The organism is Propionivibrio limicola (assembly GCF_009469695.1).
GTDB lineage: Bacteria > Pseudomonadota > Gammaproteobacteria > Burkholderiales > Rhodocyclaceae > Propionivibrio > Propionivibrio limicola.
This window is the reverse complement of sequence record NZ_SSSR01000009.1, coordinates 22194-47023: the sequence shown is the minus strand read 5'-3', so window position 1 is coordinate 47023 and position 24830 is coordinate 22194. Positions and strand designations below refer to the sequence as shown.

The 24830-nt window shown below is 59.4% G+C and carries 23 protein-coding genes; 12 read left to right on the top strand and 11 right to left on the bottom strand.

What is annotated here, in order from left to right; all coding sequences use genetic code 11:
- Positions 1–70 precede the first annotated feature (70 nt).
- Positions 71–976 (top strand): LysR family transcriptional regulator, encoded by a 906-nt coding sequence (locus tag GH659_RS08320; protein WP_153110940.1) that lies wholly within the window; start codon positions 71–73, stop codon positions 974–976.
- Between the two features lie 31 nt (positions 977–1007).
- Positions 1008–1484: a NanQ anomerase/TabA/YiaL family protein gene (locus GH659_RS08315; RefSeq protein WP_170285847.1), complete on the top strand. Its 477-nt coding sequence runs from the start codon at positions 1008–1010 to the stop codon at positions 1482–1484.
- Between the two features lie 86 nt (positions 1485–1570).
- Here the strand turns inward: GH659_RS08315 and mpl are convergent, their stop codons facing one another.
- Positions 1571–2953 (bottom strand): UDP-N-acetylmuramate:L-alanyl-gamma-D-glutamyl-meso-diaminopimelate ligase, encoded by a 1383-nt coding sequence (mpl, locus tag GH659_RS08310; RefSeq protein WP_153110938.1) that lies wholly within the window; start codon positions 2951–2953, stop codon positions 1571–1573.
- Positions 2954–3124: 171 nt separating this feature from the next.
- Here mpl and GH659_RS08305 point away from each other — a divergent pair, with 171 nt between their 5' ends.
- From GH659_RS08305 to GH659_RS08275, 7 genes are all read left to right on the top strand, one after another.
- Positions 3125–3721 (top strand): hypothetical protein, encoded by a 597-nt coding sequence (locus tag GH659_RS08305; protein ID WP_153110937.1) that lies wholly within the window; start codon positions 3125–3127, stop codon positions 3719–3721.
- Positions 3722–3969: 248 nt separating this feature from the next.
- Positions 3970–4443, top strand: a complete 474-nt coding sequence (gene accB / locus GH659_RS08300; RefSeq protein WP_153110936.1) for an acetyl-CoA carboxylase biotin carboxyl carrier protein — start codon at positions 3970–3972, stop codon at positions 4441–4443.
- Positions 4444–4457: 14 nt separating this feature from the next.
- Positions 4458–5822 carry an acetyl-CoA carboxylase biotin carboxylase subunit gene (gene accC / locus GH659_RS08295; protein WP_153110935.1) on the top strand — a complete coding sequence of 455 codons (1365 nt, stop codon included), beginning with the start codon at positions 4458–4460 and terminating at the stop codon, positions 5820–5822.
- Between the two features lie 4 nt (positions 5823–5826).
- Positions 5827–6714, top strand: a complete 888-nt coding sequence (gene prmA, locus GH659_RS08290; protein WP_153110934.1) for a 50S ribosomal protein L11 methyltransferase — start codon at positions 5827–5829, stop codon at positions 6712–6714.
- Positions 6715–6726: 12 nt separating this feature from the next.
- Positions 6727–7788, top strand: a complete 1062-nt coding sequence (locus GH659_RS08285) for a DUF3426 domain-containing protein (protein ID WP_153110933.1) — start codon at positions 6727–6729, stop codon at positions 7786–7788.
- Positions 7789–7836: 48 nt separating this feature from the next.
- Positions 7837–8772: a carbohydrate kinase family protein gene (locus GH659_RS08280; RefSeq protein ID WP_153110932.1), complete on the top strand. Its 936-nt coding sequence runs from the start codon at positions 7837–7839 to the stop codon at positions 8770–8772.
- Positions 8772–9569 carry a lysophospholipid acyltransferase family protein gene (locus tag GH659_RS08275; protein ID WP_153110931.1) on the top strand — a complete coding sequence of 266 codons (798 nt, stop codon included), beginning with the start codon at positions 8772–8774 and terminating at the stop codon, positions 9567–9569. The genes GH659_RS08280 and GH659_RS08275 overlap by 1 nt, the downstream gene beginning before the upstream one ends.
- On the opposite strand, the gene GH659_RS08270 is transcribed toward GH659_RS08275, so the two are convergent.
- The 10 genes from GH659_RS08270 to GH659_RS08225 all read right to left on the bottom strand — a co-directional run bounded on the left by GH659_RS08270 (position 9505) and on the right by GH659_RS08225 (position 20174).
- Positions 9505–10326: a symmetrical bis(5'-nucleosyl)-tetraphosphatase gene (locus GH659_RS08270; RefSeq protein WP_153110930.1), complete on the bottom strand. Its 822-nt coding sequence runs from the start codon at positions 10324–10326 to the stop codon at positions 9505–9507. The two genes, GH659_RS08275 and GH659_RS08270, sit on opposite strands and share 65 nt — an antisense overlap.
- A gap of 91 nt (positions 10327–10417) precedes the next feature.
- Positions 10418–10861 (bottom strand): REP-associated tyrosine transposase, encoded by a 444-nt coding sequence (locus GH659_RS08265; protein ID WP_153110929.1) that lies wholly within the window; start codon positions 10859–10861, stop codon positions 10418–10420.
- 91 nt (positions 10862–10952) lie between these two features.
- A complete protein-coding gene (gene galE, locus GH659_RS08260) occupies positions 10953–11960 on the bottom strand; it encodes a UDP-glucose 4-epimerase GalE (RefSeq protein WP_153110928.1) in 1008 nt (335 codons plus the stop codon).
- A gap of 13 nt (positions 11961–11973) precedes the next feature.
- Positions 11974–13806, bottom strand: a complete 1833-nt coding sequence (locus GH659_RS08255; RefSeq protein WP_153110927.1) for a polysaccharide biosynthesis protein — start codon at positions 13804–13806, stop codon at positions 11974–11976.
- A 68-nt stretch (positions 13807–13874) separates the two neighbouring features.
- The gene (locus tag GH659_RS08250) at positions 13875–14516 is read right to left on the bottom strand and encodes a sugar transferase (RefSeq protein ID WP_246167782.1); all 642 of its coding nucleotides are present in this window, start codon (positions 14514–14516) and stop codon (positions 13875–13877) included.
- On the bottom strand, positions 14452–15375 hold the full coding sequence (locus GH659_RS08245; RefSeq protein WP_246167781.1) for a UDP-glucose 4-epimerase family protein: 924 nt from the start codon (positions 15373–15375) through the stop codon (positions 14452–14454). The genes GH659_RS08250 and GH659_RS08245 overlap by 65 nt, the downstream gene beginning before the upstream one ends.
- Positions 15376–15422: 47 nt before the next feature.
- The gene (locus GH659_RS08240; RefSeq protein WP_170285846.1) at positions 15423–16991 is read right to left on the bottom strand and encodes a lipopolysaccharide biosynthesis protein; all 1569 of its coding nucleotides are present in this window, start codon (positions 16989–16991) and stop codon (positions 15423–15425) included.
- A 24-nt stretch (positions 16992–17015) separates the two neighbouring features.
- Positions 17016–18140 carry a glycosyltransferase gene (locus GH659_RS08235; protein ID WP_153110924.1) on the bottom strand — a complete coding sequence of 375 codons (1125 nt, stop codon included), beginning with the start codon at positions 18138–18140 and terminating at the stop codon, positions 17016–17018.
- 1 nt (position 18141) lies between these two features.
- Positions 18142–19281 carry a glycosyltransferase family 4 protein gene (locus tag GH659_RS08230; RefSeq protein WP_153110923.1) on the bottom strand — a complete coding sequence of 380 codons (1140 nt, stop codon included), beginning with the start codon at positions 19279–19281 and terminating at the stop codon, positions 18142–18144.
- Positions 19278–20174, bottom strand: a complete 897-nt coding sequence (locus GH659_RS08225; protein WP_246167780.1) for an NAD-dependent epimerase/dehydratase family protein — start codon at positions 20172–20174, stop codon at positions 19278–19280. Before GH659_RS08225 ends, GH659_RS08230 begins: the two co-directional genes overlap by 4 nt.
- A 257-nt stretch (positions 20175–20431) precedes the next feature.
- Here GH659_RS08225 and gmd point away from each other — a divergent pair, with 257 nt between their 5' ends.
- From gmd to GH659_RS08210, 3 genes are all read left to right on the top strand, one after another.
- Positions 20432–21403: a GDP-mannose 4,6-dehydratase gene (gmd, locus tag GH659_RS08220; protein ID WP_153110922.1), complete on the top strand. Its 972-nt coding sequence runs from the start codon at positions 20432–20434 to the stop codon at positions 21401–21403.
- A 337-nt stretch (positions 21404–21740) separates the two neighbouring features.
- Positions 21741–22526: an ABC transporter permease gene (locus tag GH659_RS08215; RefSeq protein WP_153110921.1), complete on the top strand. Its 786-nt coding sequence runs from the start codon at positions 21741–21743 to the stop codon at positions 22524–22526.
- 148 nt (positions 22527–22674) lie between these two features.
- On the top strand, positions 22675–24828 hold the full coding sequence (locus GH659_RS08210) for a DUF4214 domain-containing protein (protein WP_153110920.1): 2154 nt from the start codon (positions 22675–22677) through the stop codon (positions 24826–24828).
- Positions 24829–24830 lie beyond the last annotated feature (2 nt).

Here is a 24830-nt window from a genome sequence, read left to right as displayed (position 1 = left end):
ATAGACAACGCTCATTTCGGGATAAACACGGATAGAATTAAATCTCTATTGCGCTAATCGGGACAATCAAATGGACAAGTTCGAGGCCATGCGCGTTTTCTGTACCGTCATCGAGGCCGGCAGCTTCGCCGCCGCGGCCGAACAGATGGGACTGTCGACGACAGCGGTATCGCGCCACGTCGCGCAGCTCGAAGGGCATTTGAACGTACGCCTGATCAACCGGACGACCCGCCGGATGAGCCCGACCAACGAGGGCTTCGCCTATTTCGAGCGCTGCACGCAACTGCTCGCCGACCTCGAAGAGGCCGAGGCCAGCGTGTCCGGCGAAGCACACCACCCGCGCGGCCGCCTGCGCCTGACGGCACCGATCGCGCTGGCCACGTCAAGGCTTGCGCCGGCGTTCGCCGCGTTCTCCCTCGCCTATCCGGACATCACGCTCGACATCGTGCTCTCGGACAACATCGCTGACTTTGCCGAGGAGGGGCTCGATCTGGCCATCCGCGTCGGCAAGGTCGGCAGCGATAACCTCGTGGCGCGGCATATCGGCGAAACCACGCTGCTGATCGCCGCCGCACCGGATTATCTGGCACGCGCGGGGACGCCGAACCGCCCGGATGAACTCGCCCGCCACGCCTGCTTTACTTATGCATATTCGGCGACCGGCAACCAGTGGCAGTTCGGGGACAGCGAAGGAAATCCAGTGAGCGTGCGGATCGGCGGCCCGGTCAACGCCAACAACGGCATGCTGCTCGCCGAAATGGCCGCAGCCGGCGGCGGCATCGTGCTCGGACCCTGCTTCATTCTGCAACCGCTGATCGATAACGGCCGCTTGCAGCGACTCTTGGCCGACTGGCCGATGCGCCGCCTGCCGATCCATGTCGTCTATCCGACGCGCCGCCACCTCTCGGCCAAAATACAGGCGATGGCGCGTTTTCTTGCAGACTGGTTCACCCGGAACGAGCAGGCTGCGCAATAATCGATCGATCCTCACTCTAAGGAACACAGACATGATTCTTGGCCACATCGCCGACGTTAGCCGCCAGGGCGGCGTCCTTCCCGAGGTTATCCGCCGCGCCATCGAGACCGTGCAGAAAATCGATGCCGCCACCCTGACTCCCGGCCGCTACCCGATCGAGGGAGAGGAGCTGTTCTACATCATCGAGGACGCCACGCCGCGCGCCGTCGAGGACTGCCACCCGGAAGTGCACCGCAGCTACGCCGACATCCAGATACCGGTCAGCACGACCGAGCGTTTCGGCTTTTCCCTGCCGCAACCCGGCATCGCCGCCGTCACCGAGGAATTCGAAGAACGCGACCTCGGCTTCTACGCCACGCCCGCCAACGAATTCTTCCTCGACGTGGCGCCCGGCAGCTACATCGTCTTCCTGCCCGGAGAACTGCACCGCCCCTGCGTTGCGACCAAGGACACGACGCCGTTCCGCAAGGTTGTGATCAAGGTGCACGCGCGTCTGCTCGGCCTCTGATTCCGCGCTTTAAGCAAAAAACGGCCAGTCCCCTCGCAGGGGCTGGCCGCTTCGTTTTCCGGCGACCGGCACCGGCCAATCGGGCGTCAGAGAATGGCCAGCGCCGCCAGCAGCTTGCCGTGAATGCCGCCGAAGCCGCCGTTGCTCATGACCAGAATGTGATCGCCGGGACGTGCCGCCGCGACGACGCGAGCCACCAGCGCATCGAGATCGTCGCTGACGTGCGCCTTGCCGCCCATCGGCGCCAGCGCCCCGGCAGCATCCCAGCCGAGATTGGCGCCGAAACAGAACACGAGGTCGGCCTCGGCCAGACTCGCCGGCAGCTGCGCCTTCATCACGCCGAGCTTCATCGTGTTCGAGCGCGGTTCAAGGACGGCGAGGATGCGCGGCGCCGCCGCACCGGCCTGCCCGGCAGCGATCTTGCGCTTGAGGCCGGCGATCGTTGTCGCAATCGCCGTCGGGTGGTGGGCGAAATCGTCGTAAACGCTGACGCCACGCTCGACGCCGCGCAGTTCCATCCGCCGCTTGACGTTTTCAAAGCATGACAACGCCGCCAGTCCTTGATCGAACGGCACGCCGACATGGCGGGCGGCGAGCAGCGCGGCCACCGCGTTGGCCCGGTTGTGATCACCGGTCAACGACCACTGCGTGCGCCCGACCTCTTCCTGCCCGCGCATCAGGCGGAACGAGCCGTCGGCATCGTCACCCAGCGCATGCCAGCCACCCGCGTCGTTGAAGCGTTCAACCGGCGTCCAGCAACCGCGTGTCAGCACCCGGTCGAGACTTGCCTCGCCGGCATTGCTGACGACCAGCCCGTTGCGCGGCAGAGTGCGCACGAGATGGTGGAACTGCGTTTCGATCGCCGCCAGATCGGCGAAGATATCCGCATGATCGAATTCGAGGTTATTGAGGACGGCAGTCCGGGGCCGGTAGTGAATGAACTTCGAGCGCTTGTCGCAGAACGCCGTATCGTATTCGTCCGCTTCGATCACGAAGAACGGAGAATCTTCACTTTTCCCCGACAATCGGGCCGAAACACCGAAGTTCATCGGCACCCCGCCGATCAGAAAACCCGGGCTCAGGCCAGCGTCTTCGAGAATCCAGGCCAGCATCGACGAGGTCGTCGTCTTGCCGTGCGTCCCGGCCACCGCCAGCACCCAGCGCCCCTGCAGCACGTTGTCGGCCAGCCATTGCGGGCCGGAAACATAGGGCAGGCCACGGTCGAGAATTTCCTCCAGCAGCAGATTGCCGCGCGAAATGGCATTGCCGACTACGAAGCAATCGGGATTGAGCGCCAGTTGTTCGGTACCGTAACCTTCGATCAGCTCGATCCCGGCCGCTTCGAGCTGCGTGCTCATCGGCGGATAGACACCCGTATCGCAGCCGGTGACGCGATGCCCGGCCGCCCGCGCCAACTGCGCAATGCCGCCCATGAACGTGCCGCAGATGCCAAGAATGTGAATATGCATGAAATGAACCCAAGTTAGAATTTGCCGGACCAATACATGTGAGGCTGGCCGATCCAAAGAGACGCGAATTGTACTCCCGCCCGGCCAACAGCCCCGTCCGCTGCGGCAACGCCGACTTCGGACGCCCCGAAACCGATCAACCCAATTTCAACCACCGACCGGATATCAAACATGCCGCGCCGCCACGAAAGTACGAACAGCCTGCACCAACGACAACTGATCGCCTCCGCCGCCGCGCGATTGATGGCCGAAGAGGGCGTCACGGATTATGCCCAGGCGAAGCGCAAGGCCGTGCAAAGCCTCGGCCTGCCGGAAAACACGCGCCTGCCCGAAAACGCCGAGATCGAGTCCGAATTGCGCCTGATCCAGCGGCTGTTTCACGGCGACGAACACGCCGAGCGAATAACGCTTCTTCGGCGAAAAGCGGCCGAAGTGATGGCCATTCTGCAACGATTCAACCCTTATCTCACCGGCTCGGTTCTCGACGGAACCGCTGGCCGCTACGCCGACATCGACATCCAGCTATTCACCGACAGCGCCAAGGACGTCGAAATCTTCCTGCTCAACCAGCGCCTCGACTTCAGCCACAGCGAGCCGCGCACCGACCGCGCCGAAGCGGTACTCACCCTGCACGGCGAGGAGGCAGACATCAACCTGATCGTTTACCCACCGCACGAAGAGCGCGTCACGCTCAAGACGCGCGACGGCCGGGTGCGCCAGCGCGCACGCCTCGATGCGCTCCGGAAAATGCTTGCGGCAGGAGAGTAGCGGCTTCAAAACCGGTTCTCAATTTGCTTTTCCGGGAAAACCGGCCACAATGGTCGTTGCTGGACAAAAAGCGGCCAAGTGCGGCAAACTGCCGCGATTCACTTGCAACGTGCAAACTTCACATCCTTTCCGCAACGGGCATTCCATCCACAACCGTTGCCAATAACTACGCAACACCGCTCACGACGAACTCCAGCCGCCGACCACGGGTCTGACGGCTTACCACGCACCTTCGAGGAGGCAAATTCATGGATCTTCGCAAACTAAAGAAGCTGATCGATCTGGTCGAGGAATCGGGCATCACCGAACTCGAAGTCACCGAGGGCGAAGAAAAGGTCCGGATCGCCAAGCATTCGGCCAACGCCGCACAACAGACCATCATGATGCCGCAGGCCCCGGCCATCACCCTGCCGGCCGCCCCGGCCAACGTCGGCGCCGCCGCGCCCTCGACAACGCCGGAAGCGAGCGAAGCGCCGAAAACGCCGGAAGGCCAGGTCGTCAAATCACCGATGGTCGGCACCTTCTACCGTTCGGCCAGCCCCGGCTCCGACCCGTTCGTCGAACTCGGCAGCACGGTCAAGACCGGCGACACGCTGTGCATCATCGAAGCCATGAAACTGCTCAACGAGATCGAATCCGACTGCGCCGGCACCATCAAGGCCATCCTGGTCGAAAATGGCCAGCCGGTCGAATACGGCGAACCCCTCTTCATCGTCGGCTGAAGGAGGATTCCGCCATGTTCGGAAAAGTCCTCATCGCCAATCGCGGCGAAATCGCGCTACGCATCCAGCGCGCCTGCCGCGAGTTGGGCGTCAAGACGGTCGTCGTCCACTCCGAGGCCGACCGCGAAGCCAAATACGTGAAGCTGGCCGACGAATCGGTCTGCATCGGCCCTGCCCCGTCCAATCAGAGCTATCTCAACGTCCCGGCGATCATTTCGGCGGCCGAAGTTACCGATGCGCAGGCGATCCACCCCGGCTACGGCTTTCTTTCCGAGAACGCCGACTTTGCCGAGCGCGTCGAATCGTCCGGCTTCGTGTTCATCGGCCCGCGTCCCGAAACCATCCGCCTGATGGGCGACAAGGTGTCGGCCAAGGACGCCATGAAGGCGGCCGGCGTACCGTGCGTGCCGGGCTCCGAAGGCGGCCTGCCGGAAGATCCGAAGGAAATCCTCCGCATCGCCAAGACCATCGGCTATCCGGTAATCATCAAGGCCGCCGGCGGCGGTGGCGGGCGCGGCATGCGCGTCGTGCACACCGAAGCGGCACTGCTCAACGCGGTGACGATGACGCGCACCGAAGCGCTCAACTTCTTCGGCAACGCCAACGTCTATATGGAAAAGTACCTGGAAAATCCCCGCCACGTGGAAATCCAGGTGCTCGCCGACAGCTACAAGAACGCCGTCTATCTCGGCGAGCGCGACTGCTCGATGCAGCGCCGCCACCAGAAGATCATCGAGGAAGCTCCGGCCCCTGGCATTCCGGCCCGCCACATCGCGCGCATCGGCGAGCGTTGCGCCGAGGCCTGCCGGCGCATCAACTACCGCGGCGCCGGCACCTTCGAATTTCTTTACGAGAACGGCGAGTTCTACTTCATCGAGATGAACACGCGCGTTCAGGTCGAACACCCGGTCACCGAAATGATCAGCGGCATCGACATCGTGCAGGAACAAATCCGCGTCGCCGCCGGCGAGAAACTCCGCTTCCGGCAACGCGATCTCAACTTCCGCGGCCACGCCATCGAATGCCGCATCAACGCCGAAGATCCCTACACGTTCGTGCCATTTCCCGGCAAGATCACGCTGTATCACCCGCCCGGCGGCCCCGGCATCCGCGTCGATTCGCACATTTATCAGGGCTACACCGTGCCGCCGCATTACGATTCGATGGTCGCCAAGGTCATCGCCTACGGCGACACGCGCGACCAGGCCATCCGCCGCATGCGCATCGCCTTGTCGGAAATGAGCATCGAAGGCATCAAGACGAACATCGCGCTGCATCAGGAATTGTTGCAGGATGCCAATTTCGTCGAAGGTGGCATTAACATCCACTATCTCGAAAACAAGCTCGCCGCCCAGAGCGAAGTCAAGAAAGAAAAGTAAAACCATGACCTGGCAATCCATCACCATCGAAACCGGCTGCGAACACGCCGACGCGCTCGCCGACGCCCTGCTTGACGCCGGCGCCCTTTCGGCCAGCATCGAAGACGCCGACGCCGGCACGCCGGAAGAAAAACCGCAATTCGGCGAACCCGGCTCGATCACCACGCCCGGTTGGGATCGCTCGCGCGTCGTCGCCCTGCTCGAAGCAGACACCGACGTCGATGAACTGCTGGAAGCCTGCGCCGCCGCCATCGGCCTTACCGAAATCCCGCCCTACACCCACGAAACAGTCGAGGAGCAGAACTGGGTCCAGCTCACCCAGTCGCAGTTCGACCCGATCCGCGTCTCCGACCGGCTGTGGATCGTGCCCTCGTGGCACGAAGCGCCCGACCCCGAGGCCATCGTGCTCGTGCTCGATCCCGGCATGGCCTTCGGCACCGGCTCGCACCCGACCACCCGGCTCTGCCTCGAATGGCTCGAACGCACCGTCACGCCGGGCGTCTCGCTGCTCGACTACGGCTGCGGCTCGGGCATTCTCGCCATCGCCGCCGCCAAGCTCGGCGCGCGCGACGTGCTCGGCGTCGATATCGACCGGCAAGCGGTCAGCGCGGCGATCAGCAACGCCGAGCGCAACGAGGTCAGCGCCCGCTTCGCCGACTCCGCCAGTGAAATCGAAGGCCAGTTCGACCTTGTCGTCGCCAACATCCTGTCCAATCCGCTCAAGGCGCTCGCCCCGGCCATCTGCTCGCATGTGCGGCCCGGCGGCCAGCTGGCGCTCTCCGGCATTCTGGAAGAACAGGCCGAAGAACTGGTCGCCGCCTACGCGCCGTACATTCCGCTGACCATCGCCGACACCCGCGACGGCTGGGTTTGTCTGGCCGGAACCCGCTAGGAGAACTGACCGATGAAGACGCGCTGCCCCGAATGCCAGACCACGTTCCGCGTCACCCCGGAACAACTCAAGGCGCGTGCGGGAAAAGTCCGGTGCGGACAATGCAGCCACGTCTTCAACGCCCTCGATTACCTGCTCGACGAGGAGCCGGCCGCTAGACCCGTCGCCCCCGTAGCCACCATCACGCAGCCGGCCCCGCCCGCCGACGTTTTCCCCGCGCCGGAGGAGCACAGCTACCCTGCCCCCGAACCGGCGGCCGACTTCCCGGACATCGAACTCAGCGAACCGCCTGAGAAGACGGAACCGACCATGTCTTTCGCGCCTGTCGACGAAGAGGTGGCTTTCGCGAGTCCCGCCGTATCGGCCAAGGAAGAATCCCATCCCGGCGATGAAACCGGGAATGGAACCGGTGATGAAATCGAGCCGGAAACCCAGCGGGAAGGCGACAATCAGGAAACCCCGCTCAGCGCGACCGAACTAGAGGAACTCGGCAAAGCCAACGGCCTCATCGTGCCACGCGACACGACGGAAATTCCCGGTTACAGCAAATGGTCGGAAGGCGTCATGCCCCCTCCGGCAGGACTGGCGGCCGAGAAAGTTGTCCGCTGGCCATTCACGCTGGCCACAGTGCTGCTCGTACTGGCGCTGGCGGGACAGCTCGCCTTCCACTTCCGGACCGAGATCGCACTTTCGGCACCCGCTCTGCGCCCGGCGCTGGCCGGTTTCTCCCGCCTGTTCGGCGCCGACATCCCGCTGCCGCGCGATGCCCAGCAGGTCAGCATCGAAACCTCCGACCTGCAAACGGATCCGGCCCACGGCAACCGACTGCTCCTCACCGCGACGTTGCGCAACAGCGCCAAGCACGAAATGGCCTACCCGGTGCTGGAACTCGCGCTCACCGACACGGCGGACGAGCCGATCGCCCGGCGCGTGTTCGCCCCTGCCGACTACCTGCCGGCCAAACTCGCCCCGACCAAGGCATTCCCGGCCAATACCGACATCGCCATCCGCCTCTGGATCGAAGCCAGGGAAGTCGAAGCTTCCGGTTACCGACTGTACGTTTTTTATCCCTGAGGCTACCTCTCCCGACTCATCCTTCGGACATTTTTTCGAGCCCTTCCCATGACCACACTCATCTGCGGTTCGATCGCCTACGACAACATCATGGTCTTTCGCGATCGCTTCAAGAACCACATCCTGCCCGACCAGATCCACATCCTGAACGTCGCCTTTCTGGTGCCCGAGATGCGGCGCGAATTCGGCGGCTGTGCCGGCAACATCGCCTACAACCTCCAGCTGCTCGGCGGCGATCCGCTGATCATGGCCACCGTCGGCGACGATGCGCCGCCCTATCTGGCGCGCCTCGACGATCTCGGCCTATCGCGTGCGCACGTCCGCCACGTCGCCGGCAACTTCACGGCGCAAGCCTTCATCACCACCGACCTCGACGACAACCAGATCACCGCCTTCCACCCCGGGGCAATGAGCCTTTCGCACCAGAACCGGGTGGGTGACGTCGATGGCGCGACGCTGGCCATCGTCGCCCCGGACGGCCGTGAAGGCATGCTGCAGCACGCGGCCGACCTCGCCAACGCGGAAATTCCCTTCATCTTCGACCCGGGCCAGGGCATGCCGATGTTCTCCGGCGACGAACTGCTGGCCTTCATGCAGCAGGCTACCTGCGCCTGCTTCAACGACTATGAAGCCAAAATGCTCTGCGAACGCACGGGCCTGTCCATCGCCCAACTCGCCGGGCTGGTCGAGGCCCTGATCGTGACGCGCGGCGCGGCCGGTTCGGAGATTTACGCCGGCGACCACCGCATCCGGATTCCCTGCGTCGAAGCGGACCAGGTCGTCGACCCGACGGGCTGCGGCGACGCCTATCGCGCCGGCCTGCTCTACGGCATCCAGCAGGGCTGGGGCTGGGAAAAAGCCGGGCAGCTCGCTTCCGTCATGGGCGCCATCAAGATCGCCAGCCGCGGCGGCCAGAATCACCAGCCGAGCCGCCAGGAGATCGCCGACAAATTCGCACAGGCCTTCGGCTACGCGCCGTGGTAATGACGCCAACGCCACTCCCGCTCCGGTTCTTTCGCGGCGCGCGACTGGCGTTGCATATCATCTGGGCGATCATCTGCGTGATCGCCGTTTTCCCGCTGCTCGCGCCGGAACAGCGCCTGCGCCTCAAGCGGCGCTGGTCGCGCCGCTTGCTCGATATCCTCGCGATCCGGCTCGACGCGCCGCTCGACGGCATCCCGCCCGGCAACCTGATCGTTGCCAATCACGTTTCCTGGCTCGACATCTTCGCGCTCAATGCCGTGCGCCCGGCCGCCTTCATCGCCAAGGCCGAAGTGCGCCAATGGCCGTTGATCGGCTGGCTGGCGGCGCGCAACGACACCGTCTTCCTGCAACGCGGAAGCCGCGGACACGCCAAAACGGTGAATGGACAGATCGACGCCCTGCTCACGGCAGGACGGGATGTAGCGCTGTTTCCCGAGGGCACGACGACCGACGGCACGCATCTCCTGGGTTTTCATGCCGCCTTGCTGCAACCGGCCGTCGAAACCGGCCACCCGGTGCTGCCGGTCGCCATTTCCTACCACGATGAATCAGGCCGGATCAGTACGACCCCGGCCTACGCCGGCGACACCACCCTCAAGGAATGCCTGCTGGCGATTCTTTCCAGCCACTCGCTGACCGTGCGCCTGCAACCGACCGCGCCGATCGCCACGACGGAGCGGACGCGGCGGGAAGTCTCGCTCGCCGCCCACCGCGCCATCGCCGACATCCTCGCTACCAGGAACGGATTTCTTCCGGCAGCGCCAGCACCTGAAAAATCGCCCGGTCTTCCAGCCTGATCGCCGTCAGCGGCCCGCCCCACAGGCAGCCGGAATCGATCGCCAAGAGGTTCGGCAGAATCTTCAGGCCCAGCGCCGACCAGTGCCCGGTTACCAGCACGGAATCGGCACTGCGCCGGCCCGGCACCTCAAACCACGGCAGATGCCCGGGCGGCGCCTTGTACACCTCGCCCTTGGTCTTGAAATCCATGACGCCGAGCGGCGTGCAGAAACGCATGCGCGTCATGGCATTGACGATCACGCGCAAACGCGGCCAGCCGACGAGGCTGTCCTTCCACATCGCCGGCTCGCTGCCCCACATCTGCGCCATGAACTCGCGCCAATCGGGAGCCACCAGCGCCGCTTCGACCTCGGCCGCCAGCGCCCGCGCTTCCGACACCGTCCATTGCGGCAACAGCCCGGCGTGCACCAGACAGAAGTTGTCTTCGACGTGACAGAGCGGCTGGTGACGCAGCCAGAACAGCAACTCGTCACGATCCGGCGCACTCAGGATGTCGTCGAACGTATCGCCCTTGCCGCGCTTGCCGAAGCCTTCCCCCGCCATCAGCAGCGACAGGTCATGGTTGCCGAGGACGGTAATCGCCGCCGGCCCGAGGTCGCGGATGAAGCGCAACGTTTCGAGCGAACGCGGCCCGCGATTGACGAGATCGCCCACCAGCCAGAGCCGGTCCTTTGTGGCATCAAATGCACAATGCTCAAGCAAGCGCATGAACGCGCCAAAACAGCCCTGAATGTCACCGATCGCGTAGGTAGCCATTTGTTTGTATCCCGTTTCGCGCAGCAAAGCTGCGCTCCTACCGTCTGAGCTCCGCGTAGGAGCCCAGCTCCGCTGGGCATTTTTCCCGAGCTCACACCCACACCGCATCCCAATGCGGATAATCCCCAACCTTCCGAACCAGCCCGGCGCGCATCGGATTGGCAACCACATAACGCGCCACCGTCACCACATCCTCATCGCGCCGCAACGCGTGATCGTGAAAACCACGCTGCCAAATTCGACCGCCGATCGCCAGACTAACCTTCACCTTGAAACGCCATACAGTCTCGCCCAGCCCCGCGCCTTCCTTCAACAGCATCAACCAGTGCACATGATCGGGCATGACGACGAAGGCCAGTGTATCAGCAAGGACAGCAACGGCATCGCCGTGCAAGGCGCTCACCGCGCAACGCGCGGCGGCAAAGCCAGCAAAATGTGACCGCCTGTCTTTACAGACCATCGTCACGAAATAAACCTGACCGGGCAGAGAGACACGTCCGCGACGGAGATTGCATCCATGCGGGGCATCGGTCATGTCGAATCCTTGTGTCAATCAATCGCGCAGCAAAGCTGTGCTCCTACGGCCGGTTCGCGCCCCCATGTAGGAGCCCAGCTCCGCTGGGCGATTAAACCACCGGGCGATTAGCACATTCCCACCCCCACGCATCCCGACACATCTCATCGATCCCCCGCCTGGCCCGCCAGCCAAGCAGCTTTTCCGCCAGCGACGTATCCGCATAGCAGGCCGCGACGTCGCCGGGACGGCGGGCCACAATCTGATAGGGCACCGGCCGACCGCTGGCCTTTTCGAACGCCCGCACCATTTCGAGAACCGAATAACCGCGCCCCGTGCCCAGATTCACCGTCAGCATGCCCTCGTGCCGCCGCAGGTAATCGAGCGCCGCCACATGCCCCTCGGCCAGATCGACGACGTGGATGTAATCGCGCACGCCCGTCCCGTCCGGCGTCGGATAGTCGTTGCCGAAAACGCTCAACCGCTCGCGCTGTCCGCACGCCACCTGCGCCACGTAGGGCATCAGGTTGTTCGGAATGCCGCTCGGCGTCTCGCCGATCAGGCCGCTTTCATGCGCGCCGACCGGGTTGAAATAGCGCAGGCGGCCAATCCGCCATTCCGCATCGGCCTTGGCGAGGTCCGCCAGAATATCCTCGATCATCAGCTTGCTGGCGCCGTAGGGATTGGTCGCCGAGCGCGGAAAATCCTCGCGGATCGGCACCGAAGCCGGATCGCCATACACGGTCGCCGACGAGCTGAAGATCAGCGTTTTCACATGCGCTTCAGCCATCGCTTCGCACAGCGCAATCGTCCCGCCGACGTTCCAGTCGTAGTAACGCAGCGGCTGCGCCACCGACTCGCCGACCGCCTTCAGGCCGGCGAAATGGATGACCGCATCGACCCGCTTTTTCTCAAAAATCTGCCGCAACAGCGACCGGTCACGGACATCGCCCTCGAAAAAGACGGGAGCACGACCGGCAATCTGGGCCACACGCTCAACGACATCGCGCCGGCTGTTGGAGAGGTTATCGACGATGGAAACCTCGTGCCCGCCTTCGAGCAGCGCGACACAGGTGTGCGATCCGATGAAGCCGGTGCCGCCGGTTACGAGAATATGCATGCTTTCCCCCGATTCATTGCAGTTGCGGCGCGTACTCCGGCACGAATCGTTGCAGGTGCCGTTTCAATTCGTTCGCGCTTGCCGGCGCCGGCTGCCCGAGCCAATGGTCGAGTTCGGCCCGCCAATCGGCCGGCGGGGCCGCTTCGGCCTGGGCAACACGCAGCTTGTCATGGGGCGTGGGCAGCGTCCGTTCGCTGTCCGTCAGCAATTCCTCGTAGAGCTTCTCGCCCGGCCGTAACCCGGTGTATTCGATCCTGATCTCGTCCTCGGAAAAACCGGAGAGGCGGATCATGTCGCGCGCCAGATCGGCGATCCTGATCGGCTCGCCCATTTCCAGCACGAAAATTTCGCCGCCCTGTCCCATCAGCCCCGCCTGCAGCACCAACTGCGCCGCCTCGGGGATCAGCATGAAATAGCGGATGATCTCCGGATGCGTCACCGTCACCGGGCCACCCCGGGCGATCTGCTCGCGGAATTTCGGGATAACGGAGCCGTTGCTGCCAAGCACGTTGCCGAAACGGACCGTAACGAAGCGCGTCCCGCCCGCCTGCTGCATCCCGCCAAGCACCCGCTCGGCCAGTCGCTTGGTCGCGCCCATGACGTTCGTCGGATTGACCGCCTTGTCGGTCGAAATCAGCACCATTTTTTCGACGCCATACCGCTGCGCCGCCTCGGCCAGCCGCTTCGAACCCAACACGTTATTGCGCACCGCCTGCCAGGCGTTCTCCCCCTCCATCAGCGGCACATGCTTGTACGCCGCCGCATGGAAAACAATCGACGGACGGTGCGTCTGGAACACCCGTTCCAGAGACTCGACGTCCTTCACGTCACCCACGACGCAGGCAATCGGCAAGGCCGAAAAACGACGCTGGAACTCCTGTTCGACCTGATAGAGCGCGAACTCCGAAATGTCGAACAGCACCAGCAAACGCGGCCTGAACTGCGCGATCTGCCGCGCCAGCTCCGAACCGATCGACCCCCCCGCTCCGGTCACCAGCACCACGTGTTCGCCGAGCCAGTCGCGCAAACCGGCATTGTCGAGCCGAACCGCCTCGCGCCCGAGCAAGTCTTCGAGCTGGACCTGACGAACCTGGGAAATGCTTACCTTCTCGGACAGCATGTCATCGAGACTCGGCACCGTCAGCACCGAGAGGCCCGCCTGCACGGCCACTTCCATCGCGTGACGGCGGCGCACCTGCGAAGCTTCCGGCATCGCCACGATGGCTTTCCTGACCGACAGCTTGTCCGCCCATTTCGGCAGGTCGTCGATCAGCCCGAGGACTTTCACCCCGTGCAGTTCATGACCGACACGCCGGCTCTCCGACCCGAACAGCCCGACCACGCACCAGTCCGGCGAGAACACCAACTCGCGAAGCAACCGATCCGCGCCATCGCCGGAACCGAGCACCAGCACCGGTTCGCCGACCAGCATCATCCGCCCGTACAAAGCGCGGTCGCGCCACGCCCGGTAGGTAAAGCGGCCGCCGCCCATGGCGAACACCAGAAGAATCGGGTGCAGGATCAGCACCGAGCGGGGCACGGAGGTTTTCTGGAACATGAAAACGGCCGCTCCCACGCCAACCGCCGCCACAGCAACGGCAACGATGATGCGGCGCAAATCCATCAGGCTCGCGTAGCGCCAGATCCCCCGGTACAGACCAAAAAGCCAGTAGGCCGGCGCATGAACGGCCAGCACCAGCAGCAAGGCTTCCGCCCCTCCGGCAAGGAACGGCCCGGGAATATCCAGATTGAAACGCAGCCAGTAGGCAAGGAACCAGCACACGACCAAGGCGGAAAGGTCGTAGATAACGGCAAGAAAACGCTTGGCGACGAGAACGGGATTCATCGGGGAATGATAAGACGGGCCTCAGGCGTGAGGCGAACCGTGCATTCTACTTGATCACCAAAGCATGATCAGTGCGAAACACCGTCGCGCTTCACAACCTTGATGGCCGTTCTCCAGATGATGAGGCAGTCGAACCAGAAGGAGCGACGCTGCAAATATTCGACATCGAGCGCCACCTTTTCCGGAATCGGCAACTCATCGCGGCCATTGATCTGCGCCCAGCCGGTCAATCCTGGCGTCAGCTCGTGAACGCCGTATTGCGTGCGCAGGTCGATCAAATCCTGCTGGTTGAACAGCGCCGGGCGAGGGCCGACGAAACTCATGTCGCCCTTCAGGATGCTCCACAACTGGGGCAGTTCGTCGAGGCTGGTTCGCCGCAGGAAGGAGCCTATCGGCGTCAGATGGCTGGCCGGATCCTTGAGCAGATGCGTCGCCACCGCCGGAGTACCGGTCCGCATGCTGCGAAACTTGGGCATTTTGAAAATCCGGTTGTTTCGGCCAACCCGGTCGGACCAGTACAAGGCCGGCCCCGGAGAAGTCAGCCGCACCAGCGCAGCAACAACGATAATCGGCAACCACAGGAACGCCAAGGCCACGAGGCCCAACACAAGATCAAATGCGCGCTTCACCCTTCCTCCAAACCGCTCAGGTCCGCACCGAAGCCTGCAGCCCTTGCTGCAGAGAATACGGCGGCCTCCAGCCAAGATCATGACGAATTTTGCCGCTATCGACGCGCAGAGAACCCAGCAGGCGATCAAGTTGCCCCGACTTTCCGAACACACGCCCACCCAACCGCAACAATCCAACGGGGCACGGCAGCAATCGCGCCGGACATCCCATCGCGCCCCCCAACCCGCGCAGCAGATCCGGCGTCGAAACATCCTCTCCATCGCTCACCAGATAAGTCTGCCCGGCAGCGGCCGGGTGCGTCGCACAGGTGATCAACGCGTCGGCCAGATTGGCGACATAAATCAGACTCCGCGAGTTCTTGACGGAAGCCAGAGGCAACGGAAGGCCCCGCCTGAGCACCTTCAGCATCGTCGCGAAGTTACCTTTTACGTTCGGTCCATAGACAAGCGGCGGACGCACAATAACGACCTCAAGACCTGTTTCCGCGGCCACCCGATGCAATGCCTGCTCGGCCTCGAATTTTGAGACACCATAGGGATCTTGCGGCATTGGCTGATCGCCTTCCGAGAACGGCTCTCGACCTTCCGTGCCTTCCCCATTCACCTTGACCGAGCTGACGAAAACAAAACGCCTTACGCCGGACGCCACCGCTGCCCGGGCCAGCCTCTCGGTCCCGAACACATTCACCCGGCGGAATTCCGCCAACGGGTCGACCGCGCTCTCGTGCATCACATGGACACGGGCGGCAAGATGAATAACCGTCGTTATATCCGCAAACGCCCCCACCAAGTCTGGGCCGGATACGAAATCCGCAATTTTCGCGACTTCGCAATCAAGATCAAAATCCGCCCCCCCCCGTACCAAGGCGCGTAACGGAATGGCACGTTTCAGCAATTCGGCACACAGAGCGCGTCCGACGAAGCCGTTGGCTCCTGTCACCAATACAGCCATCCCATGCCCTTCATCACCCAAATGCATTTCCGATGTCACGTCGCAAAAAACCGGGCTCGCGCCAAAACCACCTGCGTCCATAGCCAGGAACGAGTCTTGCTGCCTGCCAACAGCCCCAGAAACACGCTGATGGCGCCGGTCATCACTAGAAATGCCGCATCCTCCACGCGTCCGTGCGACGTGAAGACAAACGTCTTGGTCAACAGGCAAGACAACAACGCGACCGCCGCAACCGACAAAACATCCTCGAACAACCAACGCCATTTGATCTCCGGAGCGACCTTGCCATGAGCGAAGGTCACCCAGAACAGAAGGAACAAGGCATTTCCAACCAGCCAGACCCATCCCGCACCTACGGCCCCATATCGATAAGCCACGACGGCCAGAATAGGGAGCCACGCCACCGCAAAGACCGACGAACCAATCCCCTGCCAACGAGTAATCCCTTTGGCAAACTGGACCTGGAAGGCCAGGTTATGCAAAGCAAACGCCGCGTTACCCATTGCATACAGCGCAAGCACCGGCGCCGCTTGCGCCGCGAGATCGGCATTATTTGTCCACGTCAGCAACAACGGTTCGGCCAGGAAAACCATCACCCCCGCCGCAGACATGAGTAGAGCTGCCGCAAACTGGGTTCCCAATCGATACAGATCAGCCATACCGGCCCACTGCCCCTGCGCCGCCAGCATGGTTATCCTGGGCTGCAACGCTTGACCAAAGGGAAAAAACATCAAGATGATGCCATTGGCAGCGGTGACCGCGACGCTGAAATAACCGTATTCCTCAAGATGCAGCCAATGCGACAAAAGAAGCTTGTCGGTCTGCATGATTGCGCTCCACACCAATGAAAGGTAGGCCATGCGTAGCGCAAAGGGCACATGCGGCTTCAACACAGCGCCCCAGGATGGCCAGAAACTTACCCTGACCTTGGGAATTGAACGACCGAGCAGCCATCGATTAAGCCAGCATTCAAAAATCACGACCAATAGTTGGTAGGCAAAGAACGCCGCGGGCCGAATGGAAATAAAACGCAGAACGACCAACACACCCAAACTACGCAGCGTTGCCACGGCAACGGCCGCCGCACTGATTGAGAGTTGGCGGTCCAGCCCGATCAAGCCGCTGGAATAGGCCGAGATCAGCCATCGCTGCCCGACCATTACCCCCATCACCGAAATACAAAAAACAACTTCGCCATGGGGAAGCAAAGAAAACTCAAGCCACGATGACGCGATCCAGTCGCTCACAAGAACTACGGCAACAGAGCAAACCACAGCCAGCGCACCAAAAAACCACTCAAGATTGCGCAGGAGCGCCATTGCTTCTAGCGTCGACATGGCACCCGCCTTATATCGTGACAATTCCCTGGAGAACATGGGGGAAAGCCCCATATCGAGCAGCAAGAGCCACGATTGAAGCATGGCAAAGAAGCCAACAAGACCATAGGCCTCTGCGCCCATGTAGCGCACATAGAGCGGCACGATGGCAATGCCGACCAGCGCAATATAAATTTTGCTGATGTAGTTGGCCGCGAAGCCTAATTTTGCCGACATGTCGAATTCGGAAATTGCTGGCCATGGCCCCCTAGCCGTACCGGCAAACATATTCCCCAGTCTTTCGGGGAGCGCTTAGCCATGGGAAAGCACATCCTTGTACAGTGCGGCGTAAGCCTGGCCTAAAGCATTCCCGGAGAAAAGCCTTTCATAACGCTGCCGCGCGGCCAGGCCCATTTTGTTGGCAAGACCTTCTTCAAGCAAGAATTGCATGGCTTGAGCTAATGCTTGCGGACTTTCAGGTGGCACAGCGAAGCCGGTTTCTTCATGTGCGTTCACAAAAGTGGTACCCGATCCCATCTCGCAGGAAATCAGCGGCCGGCCAAACATTGCCGCCTCCACCAGCACCATGCCAAATGCTTCCGACCGCAAATGTGATGGCAAGACCAGAGCTGCGCATTTTTTCAGCAGGCTGACCTTTTCCCGGTTCGAAACCTGCCCGGCGAAGACGACATTAACCGCCCCCAACTCTTGCGCCTGTTTAACCAGCCTCTCCCGTTCCGGCCCCGAACCGGCAATAACTATTTTTGCCTTTATCCGCGTCGCCGCTTCGATCAGCGTGTGCAAGCCCTTGTAATAACGCAGAACGCCAATAAACAAAAAATAGGGCTGCCCGTCTTCCAGCTCGAGTTTCTGCAGGATCGATTCGTCGCCTTCGGCAGGATAAGTCTGCTCATCTATTCCCAAAGGAATCACGCGTACCTTATCGCGAATCGACGGATGCGAAAGCACCGGACTGGATTGCGCATAATTCGGGGACGTTGCCACAATGACCTGCACGCTACGCAACATGCGCCACATCAACGGGGCATAGATCGCACCGAGCCAGCGCTGGCGAATGATGTCGGAATGATAGGTCAGAACGGCCGGAACCTCGGGCCGCACCAGCAAATGCAGTAAATCGGCAAATGGCCACGGAAACTGATAGTGCAAGACATCGGCCCGCTTCGCCAGGCTTGCAAACAGACGTGCGTCCGCCGGACCACCCAAATCACACGAAGCGGGCACCATAAACGATCGCCCCCTTACAACCTTGGCCTCTGGACGAATCAGTTCTTTCGGGTCAGGACTGGGGGACAAGGTAAAAATAGTATTTGCTACCCCAAGCTTCTCCGTCGCCATGCAAAATTGCCGAATGGCTTCCTGAAGGCCACCCGGCGGGTCCGGAAAATAAGTCTTGTAAACGTGTAAAACCTGCATTTCACGCGCCGGAAATCAACTGACGGTAGAGCTTAGCAGTTTTGTCCGCGCAAGCCGCCCACGTTGCTTCTCTGGCCCGAACAAATCCCTTCTCACGCAGCTCTCCGGCCAACTCAGCGTCATCGACGATCCGCCGCATGGCATGGCCGATTTCTTCAATATCCAGCGGATTGACCATCAACGCCGCCCCCTCGGCAACCTCCGGCAACGCCGTCGTATTTGACGTGATTACAGGCAGCCGCGAGGCAAAGGCCTCCACTACAGGAAGCCCATAGCCCTCATACAAAGAGGGAAACACCAAAGCGCAAGCACTTTGCAACAACGCCCTGGCTTCATAGTCCGGCAAATACTTCAACCAGCGAACGGTACCACCGGCCTCTGCACGTTGCAGTTTCTCCAGCAACGCATCGACACACCACCCCGCGCGGCCAACGACAACCATCGGAAATTCCTGCTGAACTTCCAAAGGCAGCGTGGCATGCGCATCGATCACGCGTTCAACGTTCTTGCGCGGTTGCAGCGTGCCGATAAACAGGAAAAACCTCGATGGAAGCCCCAGTTTCTTCAGAACGCCGGCCTTATTCTCTTCGTCGATCTTCTCAAAATAACGCTGATCGACGCCCAACGGAACAACGCTAACCCGTTCGGGAGGAATCGCAAACTGCTCGACGATATCCTGCTTCGAATACTCGGAAATGGTGACTACATGATCCGCCCACTGGCCCGCACGGCGCCACAACCAGGTTTTCAGCGCACGATAATTCAAGCGCACCCATTCCGGATGAGAAAGCGGAATCGCATCCATGATCGTTGCCAATACGGGCACGCCGGGCAACCGCGGAATCAGGTGATCCGTGGCATGGAACAAATCCACCTGCTTTTTGAGAGCCGAATGCCCGATGAATGGAAATGGAGTAATGGCAGACATTGCTGCCATTCCGGCATAACGCGGCAGTGACAAGCCGGCTTTTCCAGCCTCGACGACCTGTTCCGTAGATAGACCAAAGGCGACCGGCCGCAGATCCACATCGGGAATCGCCAACAGCCCTTTGGCCAATTCCCGTGTATACGTGCCAATACCATCCACACCGCCCGTCTGAAGCCCACGAGACAGGACCGAAACACCGTAACCAACCCTCAAATCTCTTCTCCGCTATACATCCAGGCAAGCGTTTCTTTCAGGGGGCGCGACTTCAAGGCGCCAATGGCCGACACAAGTTTCGCGTTGTCGCCCCGCAACATTTTTACCTCATTGCTCCGAACGAATGCCGGATTCACCGTTACGCGAATACGATAGCCGGCAATTTCCGCCATCATATCCAGCACATCCTGCAGACTGTAGGCCACGCCGGAGCAGACATTGAACACCTCTCCCGCAGGCGCGGCCTTCAACAAATCGCAATAGGCCGCCGTAACCATCCGCACATCGGAAAAATCCCGCGCCACATCCAGATTGCCGAGCTCGATTTCTCTGGCGCCTCTACGGAAATGATCCACGATCTTGGGCAACAGGAAATTCGCAGACTGCCCCACCCCCGTGTAGTTGAAGGGCCGCGCGATCACAATCGGCAAGCGGCCCATCCAAAGACGGGCCACATACTCCATCGCAAGCTTGCTCACGGCATAATCATTCACCGGCAATAGCGGCACGGCCTCATTAACCGCCTCCACAGAAGAATTGCCGTAAACATTCGCACTGCTTGCCAGCAACACGCACTCCACATTTGGCGCTTCCTCCGCCAACACATGCAGGAGATTTCGAGAGCCAATGACATTTATTTCATAAATATCGTTCACATTTTCGTGGGCGACAAAAGAAATTGCCGCAAGATGCACGACGAAATCAGGCTGAACCTCACGAACCACCTTGGACAACGCCTCACGATCGAGAATGCTGGCCAAGAAAAAATTCGGGACGTCCGCAGGATGATCACCCAGACAAAAGACAGAACAGCCTGCGCTTTCCAGATTCCGGACAAGGTGCCGTCCCGTAAACCCTGTTCCCCCTGTTATCAGTACCTTTTTTCCACGCACCAAACAACTCCTCTTGACAAGCAAAGCCCCGCCGGACGCCAAGCAAACCGAGTCCATCAATCAGTCATAATTCCGAATGAATGGACTTTTATCGCAACAAGCTTCGAATTATAATCCCTCGGTTCGGGCTCGGGGTCCCGGCTTTGGTCATTTCATTCCTTGGAAACCGCTCCCTTGCCCCTCCAAGATCCACCAGCATGACCTAACGCACAATCCACCCTGCCAACAGCGGCCAACCCAAACATTCAGGACAACAGATGACAAAAAGCGCACTGATCACAGGAATAACCGGACAAGACGGGGCCTACCTCGCAAAACTCTTGCTGGGGAAAGGATATGCCGTATTCGGACTGAACGCGCGTCGGAGCTCCGACAATCTCTGGCGCCTCCGCGAACTCGGGATTGACAACGACGTCCAGATGATTGACGGCGACCTCGCCGACCTTTCCTCAATCATTCGCGCTTTCCAAGCATCCAAGGCCGACGAAGTTTACAACCTTGGCGCACAAAGTTTTGTCGGAACATCCTGGACCCAGCCTCTGCTGACCGCAAACGTCACAGGCGTGGGGGCCGCCAACGTGCTTGAGGCCGTTCGCCTCGTAAACCCCGACGCACGCTTCTACCAGGCATCAACCAGCGAAATGTTCGGCCTCATCCAGGCAGAGCGCCAGAATGAGAACACCCCGTTTTACCCCCGCAGCCCTTACGGTGTCGCAAAACTCTATGCCCACTGGCTAACCGTGAACTATCGTGAAAGCTTCAAGCTCCACGCCAGTAGCGGCATTCTTTTCAACCACGAATCCCCACTGCGCGGCATCGAATTCGTTACGCGCAAGGTGACCGATGCCGTTGCCCGTATCAAACTTGGCAAACAAAAGGAACTCCGGCTCGGCAATATCGATGCAAAGCGCGACTGGGGCTTTGCTGGCGACTACGTCGAAGCCATGTGGCTCATGCTCCAACAGGACAAGCCGGATGACTACGTCATCGCAACCGGCAAAACGACCACAGTTCGCGAGATGTGCGAAATCGCCTTCAACCACGTTGGTCTCAACATCAACGACCACCTTGTGATTGATCCGGCATTTTTCCGGCCGGCAGAGGTCGACATCCTGCTCGGCGATCCGGCAAAAGCGAATGCAAAACTTGGATGGACAGCCAAAACACAGCTCGAACAGCTCATTGTCATGATGGTCGAAGCAGACATCACTCGCGTTTCAAAAGCATGATGCCGCATAGCTACAGGAGATAGCGTTACTTGAAAGAACTCTCGCTCGCTCCCGACGAGCGAGAGTTTCGCCGCAATTAAGCTCTCAAGCCTGACAAGGCCTCGAATCTCCTTGAGCGAAGGAAGGCTGGGCAGCAGAGCCCACCCCCTCCAACCCCATAGAGCAGAAGCAATAGACAAGGTTGCGCGAAAAACCACAGATTGCCCCAACTAGAAACAACGGATAAATCGCCGGCAAGGAGATCAGAAGTACGCTCGTTTATTTTCATGACACCTGTCTTCGATAGATTCACGATCTATTGATTCAGCTGGATGCTCCCCATAAAAAAGATCGACAAATGATTAAAAGAATAATTGCGTACCGCGGTTTTATATACGAAAGCATAAAGAGGGACTTTCAAGCAAAATACATGAACTCCATGCTTGGATCGGCCTGGGCGATCATCAACCCCCTCGCAATGATTCTTGTATATACATTAATTTTCACGAACCTGATGAAGGCCAGACTCCCCGGAACGGAAAATGAATTTTCTTATAGCATCTACCTTTGCTCCGGCATACTGACTTGGGGATTTTTCTCGGAAACACTATCCCGCACTTGCAACATATTTATAGAAAACGCCAACCTCATAAAAAAGATAAATTTCCCGAGAATCTGTCTGCCGATTACTGCCGCACTAAGTTCGCTCGTCAACTTCTCCATTGTATTTGTGCTATTCATCCTGTTTTTAATAGTTACGAACAACTTTCCGGGCTGGAGCTTTCTTTCTTTCTTCCCGACGCTTTTTGTTCAACTCATATTCTCTATAGGGCTAGGGGTGACACTTGGATTGTTAAATGTTTTTTTCAGGGACATTGGCCAACTACTGGGCGTTTCGTTGCAGTTCTGGTTTTGGCTCACGCCAATAGTCTACCTTGACTCAATCCTCCCCGAACAAATTTTAAAAATAGTTGAACTCAATCCATTAACACCGCTGGTAAAGGCATACCATCTGATTTTCATTTACAACGAACACCCGGACGCATCCTCACTAATACCGACAGCAGCCATTGGACTACTGCTTTGTTACTCCGGGGTTTATTTATACAAACGATGCGCAGGCGAAATGGTTGATGAACTCTAGAGATCACCAATTATTGGCCAATCTGAACCGCCAATTCGCACACAGAGAAATCGGATTCTAATTACCCAGACGGGAACGCCCGCTTAAACTTTCATCCAAGAAACAGGATGTACAAAATCCATGAACGCAGCAAAAGATGGAGTGAAACGTGTATCTCTATGAGACTGCAGCAAGCTTCGAGCCAAACAGCACGGTTGAACTGGCACAGGAAATCACAACCGGGAGTTACTCCATCAATGGGCAAGGGGATGACTGGTACTCGATAGAGGCGACCCCGGGCTCACTGGAGTTCGTGATGACGCCTGCCACCGGCACGGACGTCAACATGGTTCTGTACAACTCGCAGATGCAAATAGTAGCGGCAAACTATAGTGCAGGAACCGAAACCATTAGCTACATAACCTCGCAAAGCGAGACTCTTTACCTGAAAATCTTCCCGACAGCAGCATCCACGTCAAACTACAACCTCTCCGTAACCCTGCCGGAGAACACTTGGTCAACGCAACTCGATTTTGGCCCGATTCGGGATGTCTCCGTAGCGCTTTACGATATAGACAAAGATGGGAAGGAGGAAATTTTTGTCGGCACAAGCAAAGCACTTGATTCCCAACTCAATGAAACACGCCCAGCCGGACTGATCTGTCTTGAGGATGACGGGACCATAAAGTGGTCGGTCAGTTTTCCGGCAATCAGCGGCCCGGACTCCCAGACCGGGAAAACCTATACAACCACATCAGTGAGCACAGCCCCGTCTTTCTCTGATCTGGACGGTGATGGAAGCACGGATATCGTGATTGGGGTTGGTGCCGACACTACAGGGGAAGCAGGTGCCTCCGTCGTTGGACAACCTGGAGACAAAGGCGGCATTTACGCTCTTGACGCCAACGGCAATATCAAATGGTTTCACCAAAGCCTTGATGTGATTGGCGGTAGTACCAACACCGGCGATGGAAGACCCGACGGCGTCTATGGATCGCCTGTTGTATTTGACATCGACAGAGATGGCGTCAAGGAGGTCATTTATAACAGCTGGGATCAGAACACCTGGATACTTGACGGCAGAACCGGTGCAGAAGAACAGAGAATTCATCTCGCCGACACGGTATGGTCCACCCCACGCATTGCTGATCTGAATGGCGACAACATTTTCGAGATCCTGGTGTCTGCGGACATCACGGCAAACGCCGACGCACGAACGAGCACTGGCGGAATTTTTCACGTGATTTCAGCCGATGGCTCCCAGAATTTCCCGGGCTTCAATCAGCCTGTAGGCAACCCCTCCTACACTGAACTCAGGGGAAAATATGAAGAGCAGGCATTATGGAGCAGCCCCGTTACTGCCGATATCGATGGTGATGGAAAACTGGAAATAATCTACGGAACAGGAAACTTCTTCCATGACGGACGAGGGTCTTATATCAAGGTATGGGAAGACGATGGCAGTTTGAAATACACCCTTCGCACACACGGACAGACGTTTGCGACACCACTCGTTGCCGATCTTGATAATGATGGTAGTCTGGAAATCATCGCGGCGACACTCGATGGTTATATCCACGCATGGGATCGCTATGGACAAGAGATCTTCAACACTCCTTCGCGAACCTTCTACAACACAGCCCACAACCCCATTTTCAGCGCCCCCATCGCCGTCGACCTCGACGGTGACGCGAAGCTTGAAATTCTGTATTCGCAAGGGGCTCAAATGGTTATCCTTGATCATGCGGGGACACAAATATCCAGTTCCACCGAAATGGAATACATCTTTCAATTTTTCAAAGGCTCCCCCGCTGCGAAAGACGTAGACAACGATGGTCATATCGACATTATCAGCGGGGGAACAACATCATCCAAAGACCAGTCCGTCGTATACTGCTGGGCATCCCCGAGCGAAGCTGTCGTGAACGACTTTACTGTCGGCCGCTACCAGTTCAATCAGTCAACAAGCAATATCTCCGACTTCGTAACCCGATTCTACGAAACCATTCTCGGCAGAACACCCGACCCGCACGGACTTAACGACTGGACTGACCGACTCAATACAGGCATATCTTCTGGATCGGAAGTCGCACAAGGATTCATTTTCAGCCAGGAATTCACGAATCAGGCAGTAAACAACGACGAATATGTCGATATTCTTTATCGTGCATTTTTCAATCGCCAGGCAGACAACACAGGAAAGCAATACTGGCTGGACAAAATAGCCAGCGGCGCCAATCGCGGAGAAGTTCTGGACGGATTCATTTATTCACAGGAATTCCGTAACCTCGCATCGGCGTACTCAATCCTTCCAACGAAATAAAA

Bases quoted from the DNA above. Each gene is read 5' to 3' on its own strand.
- GH659_RS08320 (WP_153110940.1), top strand. From the start codon at position 71: ATGGACAAGTTCGAGGCCATGCGCGTTTTCTGTACCGTCATCGAGGCC.
- GH659_RS08315 (WP_170285847.1), top strand. From the start codon at position 1,008: ATGATTCTTGGCCACATCGCCGACGTTAGCCGCCAGGGCGGCGTCCTT.
- mpl (WP_153110938.1), bottom strand. From the start codon at position 2,953: ATGCATATTCACATTCTTGGCATCTGCGGCACGTTCATGGGCGGCATT.
- GH659_RS08305 (WP_153110937.1), top strand. From the start codon at position 3,125: ATGCCGCGCCGCCACGAAAGTACGAACAGCCTGCACCAACGACAACTG.
- accB (WP_153110936.1), top strand. From the start codon at position 3,970: ATGGATCTTCGCAAACTAAAGAAGCTGATCGATCTGGTCGAGGAATCG.
- accC (WP_153110935.1), top strand. From the start codon at position 4,458: ATGTTCGGAAAAGTCCTCATCGCCAATCGCGGCGAAATCGCGCTACGC.
- prmA (WP_153110934.1), top strand. From the start codon at position 5,827: ATGACCTGGCAATCCATCACCATCGAAACCGGCTGCGAACACGCCGAC.
- GH659_RS08285 (WP_153110933.1), top strand. From the start codon at position 6,727: ATGAAGACGCGCTGCCCCGAATGCCAGACCACGTTCCGCGTCACCCCG.
- GH659_RS08280 (WP_153110932.1), top strand. From the start codon at position 7,837: ATGACCACACTCATCTGCGGTTCGATCGCCTACGACAACATCATGGTC.
- GH659_RS08275 (WP_153110931.1), top strand. From the start codon at position 8,772: ATGACGCCAACGCCACTCCCGCTCCGGTTCTTTCGCGGCGCGCGACTG.
- GH659_RS08270 (WP_153110930.1), bottom strand. From the start codon at position 10,326: ATGGCTACCTACGCGATCGGTGACATTCAGGGCTGTTTTGGCGCGTTC.
- GH659_RS08265 (WP_153110929.1), bottom strand. From the start codon at position 10,861: ATGACCGATGCCCCGCATGGATGCAATCTCCGTCGCGGACGTGTCTCT.
- galE (WP_153110928.1), bottom strand. From the start codon at position 11,960: ATGCATATTCTCGTAACCGGCGGCACCGGCTTCATCGGATCGCACACC.
- GH659_RS08255 (WP_153110927.1), bottom strand. From the start codon at position 13,806: ATGAATCCCGTTCTCGTCGCCAAGCGTTTTCTTGCCGTTATCTACGAC.
- GH659_RS08250 (WP_246167782.1), bottom strand. From the start codon at position 14,516: ATGATCTTGGCTGGAGGCCGCCGTATTCTCTGCAGCAAGGGCTGCAGG.
- GH659_RS08240 (WP_170285846.1), bottom strand. From the start codon at position 16,991: ATGTTTGCCGGTACGGCTAGGGGGCCATGGCCAGCAATTTCCGAATTC.
- GH659_RS08235 (WP_153110924.1), bottom strand. From the start codon at position 18,140: ATGCAGGTTTTACACGTTTACAAGACTTATTTTCCGGACCCGCCGGGT.
- gmd (WP_153110922.1), top strand. From the start codon at position 20,432: ATGACAAAAAGCGCACTGATCACAGGAATAACCGGACAAGACGGGGCC.
- GH659_RS08215 (WP_153110921.1), top strand. From the start codon at position 21,741: ATGATTAAAAGAATAATTGCGTACCGCGGTTTTATATACGAAAGCATA.